We start from the raw sequence: 16,570 nt of genomic DNA, 5'->3' as shown, positions 1-16,570 counted from the left end.
GCAACGTCATCGCGAGATGACCGGGCGCAATGCCTCCGCGTCTCGATGGGTGATGACGCCCTGCCACAGACCTGCGCCGTAGGCGAGGTCGTCGAGGCGGCGCATCAGCAGGTAGCGGAACGGACCCAGCGCCGGTGGGGTCGTCGGGTCCGCGAGGAGATCCCGGAACCAGGACACCACCCCCTCGACGATCGCCACCTGGATCGCGAGTGTGCGGAAGCGTCTCGACACGAGCGCCATGAGCAGGGCCACCGGCCAGTAGTGCCGGCAGATCGCATCAGCCGCCTGGAGTAGGCCGAATCCGGCGGCCCGACCGGTGAGTTGCGCCGAGACGAGCGGGGCCGACGGTAGGTCGCCCAACCGTTTGCGGAGCCGGGTCGCGAGATGGGTCAGGATGAGCATCGCCAGCGCGGTGCCGAAGCGGGTCCGGGTCAGCAGAGCTGCGACGGCCGCGGCCATCGGCACCGACATCACCAGCGGGGCGGCCCGGTTTCCGTGACGTGCGGCGAGGTGGGCTGCGCCGGTTCCGTAGAAGCACCGGCGAGACAGCACCGACCGCATGTCGGTGCGGTGATCATGTGCCACCCGTGCGACCGGGTCGTACCGAATCCGCCATCCCGCCGCGTGCATACGCCAGCACGCATCCACGTCCTCGGCCACCCTGAGCGACTCGTCGAAACCGCAGAATGCGCTGCGCCGCACCACGATTGCCGCGCTGGGAACGTACGGGACCCGGGTCGACGGCAGGACCGCGGATTCCTCGGGGCCCATATCCAGCGAGGACCAGCCGTTCTCGTAGCACTCGGCCAGCGAGGACGACCGGTCGGCGGACCGGAGTCCCACGATACGCGGGGCCACGATCCCGACCGTGGGGTCGGAGAAGTGGGTGAGCAGCACCGTCAGCCAGTCCGGGTCGGGCACGACGTCGGAGTCCAGGAAGGCCACGAAATCGGTGGTGGCAGCGGCCGATCCGGCGTTCCGGGCAGCCGCCGGACCGCGATTCTCGTCGAATCGGATCACGCTCACGCCCGGCCGGTCGGCGACGATCGGGGCCTCCGACCCGTCGTCCACGACCACGACGGTCAGCCCGTCGAGGGCGTCGAGAAGGCGGTCGACGCCGGTCTGGTTGTCCTTGACCGGTATCACCACGGTGACGTCGGCGGGCCGCGGGCCGAACATCGGGCGCGGGTTGGCGACCCCGGCGTCGAGAAGCGCACGCGCGAGACGCCGGGTCACGTTGTCGCACACCTCAATTCGACCGTCGTCCGAGGTCATGCCGAGCGCGGTGTCGGACATGCGCATCAACCGCGTCGGCGAGCCGCCGACGAGGTATCGGAGGTCGCCGCCACGCGCGGAGCGCAAGTCGATCTGGACCTGGAACCCGTCGGGCAGGTCGGCGGGGTTCCCCGTCGCCCTCGCGTCCGTCGAATCGGCATCCTCACCAGAGTCGCTCTCCGAAACATCTTGTGCGCCGACGTTTCCCTCATTGGCGGCATCGCCGTCGATCGTGTCCCGGTCGGTCACGTCCCTGCCCTCGGTCACGTCGTCGCCACTGATGCCCTGGGCCGAGCCACTGCCACGGGGGGCCGAATCGTCGAGTGCGGTCATCCGAGTCGCCCCTGGTCGTCGACCTCCCAGGAGACGAGCGCCGCACCGAGGCGATCGGTCACCTCGGCCACCAGGCGTCGCCCCTCGTCGGCGGAGGCCTTGGTGGGATCACCCAGCACACCGTTCGGGCTGACCGCCCCGACACCACCCTCGCGCATGGCACCGAGCAGTGCGCCGACCGGCTCACGATTGCCGGCGACTGCCCGCGACGCGTCGACCGACGACGGCGAGACATGAAGCAGCACCGAGGTTTCCGTGAACCCGGCATGTGCGTCCGCGCCCGGGAAGGCACACGGGAACCAGGCGGCATCCCGCCCCTCGTAGCGGAGTCGGGTCACCGCGTCGATCAGCGTGCGCGTGTTGCCGCCGTGTCCGTTGACGAACACGATGCGCCGCGCCCATCGGCAGGCACTGCGGCCGTACTCGATGAGCATCCCGCGCAGGGCGTCGTGTCCGATCGAGATCGTCCCGGCAAAGCCCTCGTGCTCGCCGCTCGCGCCGTAGTTGAGGTCGGGGGCACGGAGAATGTCGGAATCCCCGAGGCGCTCACAGACGACGTCGGAGACCGCCGCGGCGATACGCGTGTCGGTGTCCAGAGGCAGGTGCGGACCGTGCTGCTCGACAGAACCGAGAGGTACCACGAGAGTGATCACCTTTCCATCGAGGTCCGGCCAGCTGCACTGCCCCAGCGTCGACGGTCCTGTCATCTGACCAATGCTAGCCATCGTGCTCCCAGGCTTCTGCCCCTCGGCCCAAAAACAGCGAGAAAAACGGGCCGAAAACGTCGTGCCGACCACATTGACGAGCGTTCGATCGGTTATGGAATGCTATTGCGTGACACGTGACGCCTGACACAGTGGCGGTACAACGACCGGAGGACGACACATGAGCAGTACGACACCCCACAACAGCGGAAAACCCGGCCCACTCAGCTCCATCCGGGTCATCGAGTTCGCTGGTATCGGCCCGGGACCCCACGCGGCCATGTTGCTCGCCGATCTCGGCGCCGACGTGGTCCGTGTCCAGCGTCCCGGCACGCTGCCGAAGCCCGGCGTGAACGCCGACGCGCTGCTGCGCGGCCGTCGCGTCGTCGAGGCCAACCTGAAGGACGAGACCGATCGCGCCACGATCCTCGATCTCGTCGCCAAGGCTGACGTCATCATCGAGGGTTTCCGCCCCGGCGTCATGGAACGCCTCGGCTTCGGCCCCGGTGACCTCACCGAGGTCAACCCCGGCCTCGTGTACGGCCGTATGACCGGCTGGGGCCAGGACGGCCCCCGCGCCAACCTCGCCGGCCACGACATCAACTACATCTCGCTCACCGGCCTGCTCCACGCCATCGGCCGCAAGGACGATCGTCCGGTGCCGCCGCTCAACCTCGCCGGCGACTTCGGCGGCGGATCGATGTTCCTCGTCGTGGGCGTGCTCGCCGCTCTGCTCGAGCGCGGCATCTCCGGCAAGGGCCAGGTCGTCGACGCGGCCATGGTCGACGGCGCTTCCGTTCTGGGACAGATGATGTGGGCGTTCCGCGGCACCGGCCTGTGGAGCGACGACCGCGGCACCAACATGCTCGACACCGGCGCCCCCTACTACGAGGTCTACGAGACCTCGGACGGCAAGTACATGGCCGTCGGCGCCATCGAGCCGCAGTTCTACACCGAGCTGCTGAAGGGCCTCGGCCTGGCCGACGCCGATCTCCCGGCGCAGAACGACATCGCGAACTGGGGCACGCTGAAGGAGATCTTCACCGAGACCTTCAAGTCCCGCACCCGCGACGAGTGGGCCAAGGTCTTCGACGGCACCGATGCCTGCACCTCGCCGGTGCTGACCTTCGCCGAGGCGCCCGCCGACGCGCACATGGCCGCGCGCGCCAACCTGATCGACATCGACGGCGTCACCCAGGCGCAGGTCGCGCCGCGCTTCTCGCGCACCCGGCCGGAGACCCCGGTCGGCCCCTCGACCGAGGCCGTCGACCCGAAGACCCTCTGGGCCTGATCCTGACGTCGACCCTCCGCCGCCTGAAGCGAAAGAACCAGCAAACCGCTCGCTGCGCTCGAGAAACAAGGGCGGATTACATCGCCCTTCCCCACTCGCGGCAAGCCGCTGGGAAACTCATCCCCGTGAGCGGCTTCGGAGGGCATATCGCCCTCCGAAGCCGCTCAGGTGGACGCGAGTTTCGGACCGTTCGACCCGCTGTGGGGCATTCATCGCCTGCCACCCGGAACACAACGTCATTGAACGGCCAAACGCCCCGCTTCTTCGACCTCCATGACGGCGGCCCGCCGACCGCGGGTACTGAGGCGTGGGAGCGCAAGCCGCCGGGCCGAGTAAGCGACGAGAGAGCGCATCAAAGTCGACGAGCCTCGAAGGCCCGGTGGGACAACCTCACCCACCCGACCACGGGTCGACTTCAACCCGACCGACAGACTTCGATCGATGTCTGTCGGTCGAGATGAGGTTCGTCGGTCAGGTGCTCGACTTCTAGACCTTCGAGTGCCCCATGTCGATCTGGAACTCGGCACCGGTGATGCCCTTGGCGCTGTCGGAGGACAGGTACAGGACGGCGTCGGAGATCTCGTCGCACGACGCGACCGGGTGGTAGTCCAGCATCGACACGAAATGCGGGGTCACCCACGGCTTTTCGAAGAGTCGGTGGGCCTCGGTGTCGGCGACTCCCATCGGGGTGTCGACCGCGTAGGGGTGGACGCTGTTGACGCGAATCCGGTAGTGGCCGAGTTCCTTGGCCGCGGTCTGCGTCAGACCGACCAGGCCGTGCTTGGACGCCGTGTACGACGCCTGCATCGGCATCGCCTTCAATCCGGCGACCGAGCTGATGATGGTGATCGAGCCGCCGTTGCCGGCTTCGAGCATCGCCGGGACGGTGGCCCTGAGCGTCTTCCATGCGCCGACGAGGTTGATGTCGACGACATCGGTGAACTGCTCTTCGGTCAGCTCCCACACCTTGCCCCAGGTGAGCACACCAGCGTTGGCGACGACGTGATCGAGGCGGCCGAACTGCTCGACCGCATCCGCGACGAGCTGCTGCTGGAACGCGAGATCCCGCGTATCACCTTGCCGGGCAAGGATCTTGCCGCCCACACCCTCGACGAGCCGGATCGTCTCCTCGAGATCGTCGGCCGTGGCGGGCGGATAGGTCGCGTGGTCGATGATCGGACCCGCGATGTCGAGACCCACGATCGCGGCGCCCTCACGGGCGAACCGGACCGCGTGATTACGGCCCTGACCACGGGCGATGCCGGTGATGTAGACGACCTTGCCGTCGAACTGTCCCATGGCAGAACTGTAACACGTTCTAGTTCTGTCGCGGGTGCTGTTTCCCGCGGGTTCTGCCCGGCAACAGGGCCGAGACGCTCCCGCCCGCCGACCGGATGTCCGGCGGCGGGCGGGAGTGTTTGTCTGCTCGGATCAGACGTGTCCGAAGGACCGCTTGAAGTCGTCCGGGATGATCAGATCGTCGGCAGAGAGGTCGTGCACGCTCTTGTGCCCCAGACCCATCAGCGCGCCGTCTAGGCCCATACGCATGAGATCGAGGACGTTCTCGACACCTGCCTGGCCGTTGGCGGCGAGACCCCACAGGTAGGCACGGCCGATCATCACGCGCGGGCGCCGAGGGCCAGCGCCTTGGCGACGTCGCTACCGCGGCGGATGCCGCCGTCGAGCAGCACCTCGATGTCGTTGCCGACCGCATCGGCGATGTCGGGTAGCAGACGGATCGTCGCCGGGGTGCCGTCGAGGTTGTTGCCGCCGTGATTGGAGACCGAGATCGCCGTCGCACCGATGTCGACGGCGCGCTTGGCGTCGTCCAGACGGGTGATGCCCTTGACCATGAACGGTCCGCCCCACTGCTCACGCAGCCACTGCAGGTCCTCCCACGTGGGCGGCGGGGTGCCCATCCACTCGCCGTAGGCGCCGAAGAAGGTCGGGCCGGGGACACCCTGCGGGGTGAGGTTCGGCGCGGTGAGGTCGGGGATGATGACCTTGCCGCCCTTGACCCAGTCCAGCGCGTACCGCGGCTTGACCGCGATCTCCGGGCCGAGACGCACCAGCGCCTTCAGGTTCACCTTCTCGGGGATCTCCGGGCTGCCCCAGTCGCGGCCGACGTTGAACACCCAGTCGGTCGTGACGATGAGACCCTTTGCGCCCGCGGCCCTTGCACGCTCGGCGCGGCGGAGGATGTCCTCGCGACTGCCGAGCCAGTAGATCTGGAAGAACACCTTGTCGTTGACCGCGGTGACCTCCTCGACGGCGTGCGAGGCGAAGCTCGACAGGCCCATCGCGGTGCCACGCGCCGCCGCGGCACGTGCGACGGCAACCTCGCCGTCGGGGTCGACGGCCTGCACACCGGTCGGCGAGATCATCACCGGGAAGGACAACTCCTGCCCCATGACCGAGGTGGTCATCTCACGCTCCGGCTGTGCGCCGACAACGTGTGGCGCCCAACCCAGTTCATTGAAGGCCTGCACATTGTCGTCGAGGGTCACACCGGCCTGCGTGCCGGCGACCAGCGACGAGTAGACCGACTTCGGCAGTCGCTTCTTCGCCCGACGCTGGGCCTCGGTGACCGTTTCGAACCAGGGGTTTTTCGCCCAGGGGTTGAGAGCCATTTCTCCTACTCACTCACTATTCGGATGCGTGCCATCGCCCGCGGTCCCCGTGTACCCCGGGGAGGACTCGACACTGTTGGGCCGCGGGGCGGATTACCGCGCAGCAGGGGCGAACCCGGCGAGCGGGTTCTCATCACAGGACTTGGTGGGCCGACCGACCGGGGTGAGGTCCCCGTCGGGTCGACGGGTCATCAGCGTCAGCGGGGTACCGCGCGAATGATCCTTGTTCGCCGTCGGTTTGGTGCGCTCCCCGGCGAGGAGCTCCTCGCCGTAACCCTGCACGCACTCGGGGTCCGGTCCGGCCAGCGGCAGGCCGGTGAAGAACTTGGCCGCCATGCAGCCACCGCGGCAGGCGTCGAAGTGCGCACACTTGGTGCAGGCACCGGCGTTCTGCGGTTCGCGCAGTTCGGTGAACAGATCCGAACGCTGCCAGATCTCCTGGAATCCGCCGTCCGACAAGATGTTCCCGGCGAGGAAGTTCTCGTGGATCGCGAACGGGCAGGCGTACACGTCGCCGACCGGGTCGATGAGGCACACGACGCGTCCCGCGCCACAGAGGTTGAGGCCGGGCAGGCCGCCGCCGGAATCCCCGCCGAAGGCCGAGAGGTGGAAGAACGAATCGCCGGTGAGCACGCGATCGCCGTGTGCGACAAGCCAATCGTAGAGTTCACGCTGCTGCTCGGGCAGCGGGTGCAGGTCGTCCCACACGTCGGCGCCACGGCCGGACGGACGCAGGCGGGTGATGCGCAGGGTTGCGTTGTAGCGGTCGGCAAGCGCCTTGAACTCGTCGAGCTGCGCGACGTTCTGCCGCGTCATGACGACGCTGATCTTGGCGTCGGCGAAGCCGGCCTCGGCGAGGTTCTCGAGCGCCCGGACCGCCATGTCGAAGGAACCGGGACCGCGCACGGCGTCGTTGACCTCAGCGGTGGCACCGTCGAGCGAGATCTGGACGTCGACGTAGTCCGACGCGGCGAGGCGTGCGGCAACCTTCTTGTCGATGCGCAAACCGTTGGTGGAGAACTTGACTCCCACCTGGTGGCTGGTGGCGTAGTCGACGAGCTCCCAGAAGTCGGGGCGCACGGTCGGCTCACCACCGCCGATGTTCACGTAGAAGACCTGCATGCGCTGCAGTTCGTCGATGATCGCCTTGCACTGTTCGGTCGACAGCTCGCGCGGGTCGCGCTTGCCCGACGACGACAGGCAGTGCACACACGCCAGGTTGCAGGCGTACGTGAGTTCCCACGTCAGGCAGATCGGCGCGTCGAGGCCGCGCTCGAACTGGTCTACGAGGCGGCCGACCTTGGGCACCTGGTCGGCGGGCGCGCTCGCACGCTGTGAGGTCACGAGTTCGGCTGCAGTGGGCGGCATCTCGATGGTCGTCATCGTGTCGGTCCTAGGGTCTGGGCGGAAGCGGGGAGCCGATCGGGGCTGTCGATCGGGGGTGGAGCTCGGTCAGGCCGCGCGGGGCGTGATCATCGCGCTGTCGGCCAGCGCCGTGAGCGCCTGCACGTACAGGGGCCGCTGGGCGGGCGTGACACCCGCGGCCAGGAGGGCCGCCTCGGCGGAGTCGTGATCGGCGAGGGACTGGACGATCCCGACCACGGTGAGGTTCTTGAGGAACGAGAGCTTGCGGGTACCGAAGTGGTACAGCAGCGCGCCGAACGGCTCGGGGCGCAGCGCCACCTTCGGGTTGAGCTCCCACGCGGCGAACGTGTCGAAGCCTGCGGGGGCATCGGGGGCTGAGGTGTCGAACCGGACCCCGGCGACCGCAGAACGGTCGCCGGAGGTCGGATTCGATGTCGGGGCTGACATCAGTAGACCCCGCACATCCCATCGATCGACACCTCTTCGACGAGCGACTCGGCGATGAGCTCGGTCTCGTTCGAGTTTGCCGCGGTAACGGCGGACTGGTCGGCCATGATCCATACCTCCTGATCTACTAAGTGACTGGGATCACGAAGGACTATAGTGGCACTCGGTGCAGATTTCCACCGGTAGAGCAAAACTGCCCGATCGGACAGGCGATTCGGGCACGATCCACCCGCTGCGCGAGCGCGCATCCCATATGGTGAGGTCTCGATGACTCCAACAACACAGCAGGACGCGAGCCCGGGGCGGGCCGCGCCCGGGCGACGCCCGATCTCTTCGCGCGCCCGGATCAGCGCCCTCGCGATCGCCCTGTTCACCACCCGGGGGTTCGAGGAGACCAGCGTCGACGACATCGCCGAAGCCGCCGGCATCGCGCGCCGCACGCTGTTCCGGTACTACTCGTCGAAGAACGAGATCCCATGGGGAGAGTTCGACGACCACCTCGGCGAGCTACGCGGACTGCTCGCCCAGATACCCACCGACATCCCCATGGCCGACGCTCTCGTGGACGCCCTGGTGGTGTTCAACCGGGTGCCGCCGGAGGAACTGGAGAACCACCGCCGACGCATGTCCTTGCTGCTGGGAGTTCCTGCGCTCCAGGCACACTCGATGATCATGTACGCCGACTGGCGTCACGTCATCGCCGAGTTCTGCGCGGCCCGGCTCGGCCTCGACGAGAACGATCACCTGCCCCAGACCATCGGGTGGTTGTGCCTGGGCGCGGCGCTCGCCGCCTACGAGCAGTGGCTCGCGGACCCCGACGCCGACCTCGAGGAACTGATCTCCGACGGCGCGCGGACCGTCGCGAACGGAGTCGCATCGCTGTCCCGCGTGCCATGATCGGCGGCGTGACCACACCGGCTCCAACAGGGCCTCGTGGGACACCCACCGATTGGGCTATCCTGAAGTAGAACGTGTTCTAATTCGGCCGGTTCGCCCCGGTCCTCGACGTCGGAGAGCTGCTACATGTCTGACCTGACCCCTCACGGCTCACGAAGCGTGATCCTCACGGTGGCCGAGGTGATCGATGAGACGTCCGATGCCAAGTCCATCGCATTCGAGGTCCCCGAGGCGTCGTCGGCCGCCTTCACCGACTACAAGCCGGGACAGTTCCTCACCCTGCGCATCCCGAGCGAGAAGACCGGCTCGGTCGCCCGCTGCTACTCACTGGCGTCGTCGCCGTACACCGATGCACGCCCCAAGGTGACCGTGAAGCGCACCGTCGACGGCTACGGCTCCAACTGGGTCTGCGACAACCTCGCCCCCGGCTCCCAGGTCGAGGTGCTGCCGCCGTCGGGCGTCTTCACACCCAAGTCCTACGACGACCCACTGCTCCTGATCGCCGCGGGCAGCGGCGTGACACCGGTGATGTCGATCCTCAAGGCGGCACTGAAGAAGAGCAGCGCTCCGGTCGTCTTCTTCTACGCGAACCGCAGTGAGGGCGACGTCATCTTCGCCGCCGAGCTGCGCGACCTGCTCCACGCGCACGCCGACCGGCTCACCGTCGTCCACTGGCTGGAGAGCCTGCAGGGGCTGCCCAGCGCAGCGGCTCTCGCGTCGGTGTTCGCGCCGTACTCGACCACCCACACCGCCTACATGTGCGGCCCCGGCCCCTTCATGGACGCCGTCCACAAAGCGTTGACACAGGCGAACTTCCCGCATCACAACGTCCACACCGAGGTGTACAACTCGCTGTCCGGCGACCCGTTCGCCGACGTCGAACTCGAAGAGGTCAGCGAAGAGGACCAAGCCTCCGCCGCCACGGTCGAGGTGGAACTCGACGGTGAGACCCACACCCTCAGCTGGCCGCGCAAGCGGACGCTCATCGACGTGATGCTGGCGGCTGGTCTCGACGCCCCGTACTCGTGCCAGGAGGGCGAATGCGGTTCGTGCGCCTGCACCCTCACCGAGGGCACCGTCGACATGGACAACGCCGGCGCCCTCGACCCCGAGGACATCGAGGACGGGTACATCCTGGGCTGCCAGGCCCACCCGACCTCGGACTCGCTCAAGATCGAGTTCTGACAGGCAGTTCCGACCAACGCGAAGGAGCACGACGACGTGACCACCATCCGGAAGTCTCGGCTGAATCCGCTCCAACTCGCCCGCGGCCTGGCGGTGATGCTCCTCGGCATCGGCGTGCTTCACTTCGTCGCACCCAAACCGTTCGACGAGATCATCCCGGAGGAGATCCCCGGCGATCCGCGGACCCTGACCTACCTGTCCGGTGTCGCCGAGATCGGCTTGGGCGCCGGACTTCTCGTGCCGCGGACCCGTCGTCTCTCCGCGGCTTTGTCGGCGCTGTTGTTCCTCGCCGTCTATCCCGCCAACCTCAACATGGTGCGCCTCTGGTGGGACAAGCCACTGCCCTACCGGATCGTCGCCCTGGCACGCCTGCCGTTCCAGTTCCCGATGATCTGGGCGGCGATCCGCGTGGCGCGCGAGGGCTGACCCCTCACCTCAACGCACGGAAGTACGCGCGTTCCTCCGGGCTCCGGTGCTCGATCGCGTAACTCAGTGCGGTGCGGCCCATTCGGCCGGCGTTCTCCTCGAGGTACGTCAGGAGTATCCGATCGTCGACGCGTTTGCCGGTCTCCCGGAGCATCCATCCGAAAGCTTTCTGGATGAGGTCCCGACGGTCGTCGCGGACGAGTGGCGCCACCGACAGAAGGACCGATGCGTCCTCGTGTTTGATGTGGGCGAAGGTCGCGATGATCCCCACCCGACGCCGCCACAGGTCGTCGTCGGCGGCGTGATCGACGATGACGCCGGAGTCGCCGCGCAGGCGGCAGTACTCACCGAGTACCGGATCGGCCGAGGAGTCCACGAGATCCCAGTTGTTCACCCGGCCCCGGCGAACCGCGTCGAGGTACAGCTCGACCCACCTCGCAGCCTCGTCCCGGTCCGGGCCCGATCGCGGCCGTAGGGCACGTTCGAACTCACCCCGCAGCAGGGCCAACGCGATGAACCGATGCTCGTGGACCGGCGAATCCAACAGCGCGACAACCTCACCGGCGTCGATGCCACGGAACCGCTTGGCGATGGCCCGCTGCTGCGGCACGCGCAGGCCGATGAACTCGTCGCCCTCGCCGTAGCCGCCGGGGCGCACCTGGAAGAACCTGGCGAGGTCGACGGCGCGTTGCGGGTCGGCGACCTCGGCAGCGGCCGCGCGCACCGCTGCAGCCGTCAGCTCGGCACCCACCGGTGCTACAGCAGGTCGGCGATGGGTGTCGGCGTCAGCAGCTTCGGCCGGGTCTTCATCACCGCACCGACCTTGCCGGCGCCGACGACCGCGGTGAGGATGCCGTCCCTGCTGTAGTAGGCCACGAACTTCTTGCCGTCGTCGTCGACGACGTGGACGGTGTCGTCGGCCCGAGGGGCGCCGAGAACCTGGATCTTCACATCGAACTGGTCGCTCCAGAAGTACGAGACCGCCGCGGTCACCGCGTCACCACCAGCGATCTGGTGGGCGACGACCGACGCCTGTTCGACCGTGTGATTCCAGTGCTCGACGCGATGCGGGGTGCCGTCGTCGTCACGCCAGTTGGCGACGTCGCCGAGCGCGTAGACATCGTCGACACTGGTGTGTCCGGTTGCATCGCAGGCGATTCCACCGCCCACCTCACGCGGCGCGAGTTCGATCCCGGAGCCCTCGAGGTAACCCGTGACGGGCGTGGAACCGATGCCGACGACCACGAGATCAGCCGGGAGTTCGGTGCCGTCGGCGAGTTTGACCGCGGTGACCCTCGGTCCGCCGGCATCGTCGGCGACGACGATCTCGGCCACGCCGACCCCGGTGCGCAGGTCCACGCCGTTGTCGGTGTGGAGCCGGGACACCAGCATGCCGATCTCCTCGCCGAGCGCCACCGCCAGCGGGGTGGGGGCGGGTTCGACGAGGCTGACGCTCAACCCGCGCGAGGTGAGGCTCGCGGCCACTTCGCAGCCGATGAAGCCGGCGCCGATGACCACGGCGGTCGAGGCGGAATCGATCTCCTCGCGCAGAGCGACCGCGTCGTCGTAGGTGCGGATCATGTGTACGCCGGCGACGGCGTCGGCGAGACCCGGGAACGGACGGGGATCAAGACCGGTGGCCAGCACCAGAGTGTCGTAGGCGAGTGTGTCCCCGGACGCCAGGGTGATGGTCTTCTCCGCCGGCGACACCGAGGTCACCGCGGAGCCCAGACGCAGGGTGATGTCGGATTCGCCGTAGAACTCCGCCGGTTTGAGGTCGACGCGATCGTCCTTGCCCAGGAGTACCGACTTCGACAGAGGCGGACGATCATAGGGCGGATGGTCTTCGGCCCCCACCAGGGTGATCGGATCGGTGAACCCGTTGTTGCGCAGGTTCTCCGCGATCCTGATCCCGCCCAGGCCCGCCCCGACGATCACGACGCCCGCGACTGATCCACTCATCTTCCGTCCCCTCTCACCCCGCGGACACCGTCCCGCCCGGGATGCCCGATGACATCCCGGCGACTCGCCTCAACGGGTTACGTCTCCGACCGGTTGCAGGTCGGACAACAGCCAATTCCCGTCGACCTTACGCATAAGTGCCCACCTCGCGATAGGGGTCGTCTCGTCCCCCGCGTCGGCCGGTTCCCTAAACCCCGTAGATTTTCCGTCGTCTCGGACCGAGACCGTCTGGTCGACGAACACGAGGACCCTCGCCCGTTCGGTGATGCTGTCGTTCAGACCGGCTCCGACGACGCGTCCGACCATCCACACCGAGGCGGCCCGCGCTCCCGGGACCACCACGTCGACACCACGATTGCGGTACTCGAGTCGCAATGGATCGGCGAGCAATGCGTCGGTTCGGCGACGCTGGTCGGGTGGGTCGTCCGGCCCGAAGGTCATGAGTGCGGCGACCGCCCCGCCCGCCGCGGACAGGATGGCGGCGCGCTCGTCCTCTGCGGGCCCCGGGTCCGATCGCAGCACCCCGATCCAGGCGATCAGTGCGACGACGAGTGCAGTCACCGTGACGGCGGCCAGGACGGCGAGACGGTGGCGTTGGCGGCGAGTGGGGCGCGGTTCCAGGAGGTCGCTCACGGCTGACGTGCCCCCGCGATCTTCCAGCCGTCACCGGTGCGTTCCATGGTGATCAGCGCGGTGATCCGTTCGGCGGTCGTGTCGACGGCCGCGGCCTGCCCATCCGTTCCTCCGGAACCGAGCAGCAGCGGGTTGGTGGCGTCCGCGACGACGAGCACATCCACGGTGGTGCCGGCGTCGTCCGACGTCGGGTCGGTCACCAGCCCGGCCGAGACCACCTGTCCGACACTGCGTCCGGTCTGCGTGCGCACCTCGGCGACCAGTGCTTCACGCGCGCTGTCGATGCGGTCGCGCTGCGCGCCGGTGCTCACGGCGAGCACGCCGTCGACGAAGCCGTCCGCATCGGCCGGGTCGGCGGTGAGCATGGCCGTGACCCCCGCCCGCGCCGAATCCAGCACCTCGGCTTGATGATCGACCTCGGCCCGCTGTCCGCGGATCTGCCATCCCAGGACAGCACCCGCGATCACCAGGATCGCGAGGGCGCCCGCCGAGGCGATGAGGGCTGTCCGTAGCAGGCGTGTCCGTCGCACGGCACGCGCCCGCAGCGCGGGTGCTGCGGCGATCCTGGTCGTGCGTGCTTCCCTTCGCGCCTCGTCGACCCGATCCCGCGCGAGTTGCACACGGGCCGTGGTCGCCGTGCCGGTCGTCACAGACTCGGTTCTCGCAGCATCGGTCACCGCCATCACCCGATCACATCGGCAGCGGCGAGGAGCCACGCGTCGTCGGCACGGACGAAGCGGGCCAGCACCGATCGGCGGACCGTCGTCGCGGCGGCTTCGGACCGGGCGGGAGCGTCGGACCGTACCGTCACCGCCACCCGGAGGAGCGCCTGCCCCTCGGTGGCGTCGGCGTCGACCACGCTGACGACCTCCGGCCGCCACACGACCGCGGCCGTCCCCTGCTCCGGCGGCCGGGAGAGCTGTGCGCCGTAACTGTCGAGGAAGTCGCGGGCGACGAGCGCACGAGCCCGCGACCGATCCTGTTGCCACCGCGTGGAATCCACCGAGAAGACGTCGGCGACGATCGTGCCCGCGCGTTCGCGGAGTTGTTCGCGGCTCTGCTGGAGCGCATCTCCCGCAGCGTGTGCACGCCACGCGAATCCCACCGCGACGAGCGCCGCGGCCAGAACCAGCGCTGCCACCAGCATTCGGAGAGCTCCGGCGCGCACCGAGATGTATCCGGATGAGGTCATGGAAGGTATTGCACCGCCCCGAGTTTCAGCGCACCGTCGTCCGGGGTCACGAGCACACGAAGCCGGAACCGGCGTGCCTGCCCTTCCCCGGTCTCACCGGCGTCGAAAACGACGGTCGCTGCGACGAGAACAGTGGCACTGTCACCGTCCCGCGCGGAGACCCCGGTGCCGTCGACCGAGGATTCCGACACCGATCCGTTGGCCTGCACGAAAGCGCTGTAACTGTCGGCGGATTGGGCGAACTCGTCATAGAAGGTGCCGGTGGCACCGGCGAGGATCTTGCGCGCGCGACTCGGATCGCGATGGTCCGGCGCGATCAGCACGGCGACACGGTCGGCCGCCGCGCGCTCGAAGTCGTCGTCGGTCGGGGCATTCCGAGCGCCGGACCACGCCACCACCGCGACGCCGGCGAGGACGACGGCGACGAACGCCACCAGCATCGCCAGAATCCACCGGCGCCGCGGCACCGGCCGGCGAAGGCCGGCGTCGACCTCGCGCGCGTGCAACTCTTCGAGCGCCTCGCCCAGTTGACGCCGAGCACTGCGCTCCGCGGCGATCTCTGCGGCGCCCGGCCGCGCCCCTTCCCTCAACGCCACGCTCTCCTCTACGACGACAGGCGCGTGTTCGGCTTGTTCTCGATCTTCTCCCCGCGGATACGGCTCGAGTAGGCGGCGCGCGCCTCCTGGTCGGGGCGCAGGAAGATCGAGTCCAGCTTGGTGAGCTTCCGGGTGAACCGCTTCATCGCCTGCGGGAACAGCGGACTGGAGTCGGCCCATCGCATCGATCGCGGGGCGTAGACCCGGGTCACCGGGCGGGCGATGGTCTCGACCACGATCGCCGCGACCTCCTCGGGCGCGACGGTCTGGATGAACCTGTTGGTTTGCAGACCGGAGATCAGGGCGGTGCGGGTGAAGGTCGGGAGGACGGCGCTGACGGTGACGCCCTCCGGCTCCAGCTCCGCGCCGAGTGCCTCGGAGAACTCGATCACCGCGGCCTTTGCGCCGTTGTAGATGGTCAGACCCGGGGTCGGGATGCGGCCGGCCGTCGACGCAATGTTGACGATGTGGCCGGTGCGACGCGGGGCCATCCGGCGGGCCGCTTCCTGGCAGCCGATGATGACGCCGAGGACGTCGATGTCGTAGGTGCGTCGGATGATCGTGTCGTCGTAGGAGAGGAACGGACCGACCGGCATGATGCCGGCGTTGTTCACCAGGACGTCGATCGGTCCGAGCCGGGACTCGACCTCGGAGAGAAACGCGTCGAAGGATTCGCGCTTGGTGACGTCGACCTCGATGCCCTCGATGCCGAGGTCGGCGGCGGCCTTGCCCACCGCCTCGCCGTCGACGTCACCGATGGCAACCCTCGCGCCCGCCTGGAACAGTTGCGTCGCGGTCTCGAAGCCGATTCCGCGTGCACCACCGGTGATGACGACGACCTTGCCTTTCAGCGCCGTTCGGATGGTGTCGTGATCGGGCGTCCGGGACAGCTTGTCGCGCAGGCTCATTGGTTCCCCCTCGGGTGGTTGTTGGTTGAATCGAAAGCGAGTGACGGCGTCACGGGCCCGAGAGTCAGGCGTGGGTCACCAGATCATCGGGGCGAGGAACTTCGTGGCGAACGCACGGGCCTGTTGCGGATCGGTACGGGCAGGGTCCGACGGCGGGGTCTCCAGGAGCGAGATCACCAGTCGCACATGGATCTCGACGGCCTCGAGCAGGTCCTCCACCGGCATCTGCGCACCCTCGTCGCGCAGGGTGGCGGCGACCCGATCGGTGACCATGTCGATGAACAGCGACGTCATCTTCGCGGTGACGCTCTTGATCTCGGAGTCGGTGAGGACGATCCGGCTCAGCGACGGATCGGACTTGACCAGCTCGGCGCCCACCGCGAAGGCCTCGACCAGGGCATCCTTGGGGCCCATCCCCTTGACCGATTCCTCGAGTTTCTTCATGCCCCGCTCGTAGGCGTCGTTGGCGACGGCGTAAAGGAGGGCCTCCTTGTTGGGGAAGCGGCGGTAGAGCGTGCTGCGGCTGACGCCCGCACGGGCCGCGACCTCGTCGATGTTGGCGCGCCGCACCCCGACCTCGGCGAACTCCGAGCCCGCGGCGGCGAGGATCGCGGCCTCCTGGTCGGCCGGGCTGGCGGTGTTGCGCACCTTGCGGTTGGACGAGCGAACGCCCTTCCCCTTTGCAGCGCTGTTCACGGTGTCCTTCACGAGATTGTCCGACACGCG

18 protein-coding genes and 1 pseudogene are annotated in these 16,570 nt (G+C 68.2%); 4 read left to right on the top strand and 15 right to left on the bottom strand.

The genetic code is table 11. The features are described 5' to 3' along the window. Positions 1-6: 6 nt before the first annotated feature. Together mftF and mftE are read right to left on the bottom strand one after the other, a co-directional pair. A complete protein-coding gene (gene mftF / locus BJF87_RS23475) occupies positions 7-1,608 on the bottom strand; it encodes a mycofactocin biosynthesis glycosyltransferase MftF (RefSeq protein WP_075864006.1) in 1,602 nt (533 codons plus the stop codon). After that, complete coding sequence (gene mftE / locus BJF87_RS23470) at positions 1,605-2,315, bottom strand: mycofactocin biosynthesis peptidyl-dipeptidase MftE (protein ID WP_075864005.1); 711 nt, start codon at positions 2,313-2,315, stop codon at positions 1,605-1,607. The genes mftF and mftE overlap by 4 nt, the downstream gene beginning before the upstream one ends. 178 nt (positions 2,316-2,493) lie before the next feature. On the opposite strand from mftE, the gene BJF87_RS23465 reads away from it, so the two are divergent. After that, on the top strand, positions 2,494-3,603 hold the full coding sequence (locus BJF87_RS23465) for a CaiB/BaiF CoA-transferase family protein (protein ID WP_075864004.1): 1,110 nt from the start codon (positions 2,494-2,496) through the stop codon (positions 3,601-3,603). A gap of 486 nt (positions 3,604-4,089) precedes the next feature. Here BJF87_RS23465 and BJF87_RS23460 read toward each other — a convergent pair whose 3' ends face one another. From BJF87_RS23460 to mftA, 5 genes and pseudogenes are all read right to left on the bottom strand, one after another. Continuing rightward, positions 4,090-4,902 (bottom strand): mycofactocin-coupled SDR family oxidoreductase, encoded by an 813-nt coding sequence (locus BJF87_RS23460; RefSeq protein ID WP_075864003.1) that lies wholly within the window; start codon positions 4,900-4,902, stop codon positions 4,090-4,092. Positions 4,903-5,034: 132 nt separating this feature from the next. Next, positions 5,035-6,233, bottom strand: a pseudogene (gene mftD, locus BJF87_RS23455) (pre-mycofactocin synthase MftD). 93 nt (positions 6,234-6,326) lie between these two features. Beyond that, complete coding sequence (gene mftC / locus BJF87_RS23450; RefSeq protein ID WP_035753532.1) at positions 6,327-7,616, bottom strand: mycofactocin radical SAM maturase; 1,290 nt, start codon at positions 7,614-7,616, stop codon at positions 6,327-6,329. Positions 7,617-7,685: 69 nt separating this feature from the next. Continuing rightward, positions 7,686-8,045, bottom strand: a complete 360-nt coding sequence (gene mftB, locus BJF87_RS23445) for a mycofactocin biosynthesis chaperone MftB (RefSeq protein ID WP_075864002.1) — start codon at positions 8,043-8,045, stop codon at positions 7,686-7,688. Next, the gene (gene mftA, locus BJF87_RS23440) at positions 8,045-8,152 is read right to left on the bottom strand and encodes a mycofactocin precursor MftA (RefSeq protein ID WP_035753529.1); all 108 of its coding nucleotides are present in this window, start codon (positions 8,150-8,152) and stop codon (positions 8,045-8,047) included. The genes mftB and mftA overlap by 1 nt, the downstream gene beginning before the upstream one ends. Positions 8,153-8,312: 160 nt before the next feature. On the opposite strand from mftA, the gene mftR reads away from it, so the two are divergent. The 3 genes from mftR to BJF87_RS23425 all read left to right on the top strand — a co-directional run bounded on the left by mftR (position 8,313) and on the right by BJF87_RS23425 (position 10,553). Further along, positions 8,313-8,942 (top strand): mycofactocin system transcriptional regulator, encoded by a 630-nt coding sequence (gene mftR, locus BJF87_RS23435; RefSeq protein ID WP_075864001.1) that lies wholly within the window; start codon positions 8,313-8,315, stop codon positions 8,940-8,942. A gap of 126 nt (positions 8,943-9,068) precedes the next feature. Further along, complete coding sequence (locus tag BJF87_RS23430) at positions 9,069-10,127, top strand: ferredoxin--NADP reductase (protein WP_035753527.1); 1,059 nt, start codon at positions 9,069-9,071, stop codon at positions 10,125-10,127. Positions 10,128-10,163: 36 nt separating this feature from the next. Then, positions 10,164-10,553 (top strand): DoxX-like family protein, encoded by a 390-nt coding sequence (locus tag BJF87_RS23425; protein ID WP_084813255.1) that lies wholly within the window; start codon positions 10,164-10,166, stop codon positions 10,551-10,553. Positions 10,554-10,557: 4 nt separating this feature from the next. Here the strand turns inward: BJF87_RS23425 and BJF87_RS23420 are convergent, their stop codons facing one another. The 8 genes from BJF87_RS23420 to BJF87_RS23385 form a co-directional block, all read right to left on the bottom strand. Further along, positions 10,558-11,304: a DNA alkylation repair protein gene (locus BJF87_RS23420; RefSeq protein ID WP_075864000.1), complete on the bottom strand. Its 747-nt coding sequence runs from the start codon at positions 11,302-11,304 to the stop codon at positions 10,558-10,560. A 5-nt stretch (positions 11,305-11,309) separates the two neighbouring features. Further along, entirely contained in the window at positions 11,310-12,515 is a 1,206-nt protein-coding gene (locus BJF87_RS23415) for an NAD(P)/FAD-dependent oxidoreductase (RefSeq protein ID WP_035753523.1), read from the bottom strand. Between the two features lie 69 nt (positions 12,516-12,584). Next, a complete protein-coding gene (locus tag BJF87_RS23410; protein WP_035753521.1) occupies positions 12,585-13,148 on the bottom strand; it encodes a hypothetical protein in 564 nt (187 codons plus the stop codon). Further along, positions 13,145-13,831 (bottom strand): hypothetical protein, encoded by a 687-nt coding sequence (locus BJF87_RS23405; protein ID WP_075863999.1) that lies wholly within the window; start codon positions 13,829-13,831, stop codon positions 13,145-13,147. The genes BJF87_RS23410 and BJF87_RS23405 overlap by 4 nt, the downstream gene beginning before the upstream one ends. Beyond that, complete coding sequence (locus BJF87_RS23400) at positions 13,831-14,340, bottom strand: hypothetical protein (protein ID WP_075863998.1); 510 nt, start codon at positions 14,338-14,340, stop codon at positions 13,831-13,833. The genes BJF87_RS23405 and BJF87_RS23400 overlap by 1 nt, the downstream gene beginning before the upstream one ends. After that, a complete protein-coding gene (locus BJF87_RS23395) occupies positions 14,337-14,930 on the bottom strand; it encodes a hypothetical protein (protein ID WP_075864025.1) in 594 nt (197 codons plus the stop codon). Before BJF87_RS23395 ends, BJF87_RS23400 begins: the two co-directional genes overlap by 4 nt. A gap of 14 nt (positions 14,931-14,944) precedes the next feature. Further along, positions 14,945-15,844, bottom strand: a complete 900-nt coding sequence (locus BJF87_RS23390; RefSeq protein ID WP_075863997.1) for an SDR family oxidoreductase — start codon at positions 15,842-15,844, stop codon at positions 14,945-14,947. 75 nt (positions 15,845-15,919) lie between these two features. After that, the gene (locus tag BJF87_RS23385) at positions 15,920-16,567 is read right to left on the bottom strand and encodes a TetR/AcrR family transcriptional regulator (protein WP_075863996.1); all 648 of its coding nucleotides are present in this window, start codon (positions 16,565-16,567) and stop codon (positions 15,920-15,922) included. Positions 16,568-16,570 lie beyond the last annotated feature (3 nt).

The sequence above is a fragment of the Gordonia sp. CNJ-863 genome (assembly GCF_001942325.1).
GTDB classification, from domain to species: domain Bacteria; phylum Actinomycetota; class Actinomycetes; order Mycobacteriales; family Mycobacteriaceae; genus Gordonia; species Gordonia alkanivorans.
Note: the sequence above shows the minus strand (reverse complement) of the source record. Positions and strands in the feature narration are given on the sequence as shown.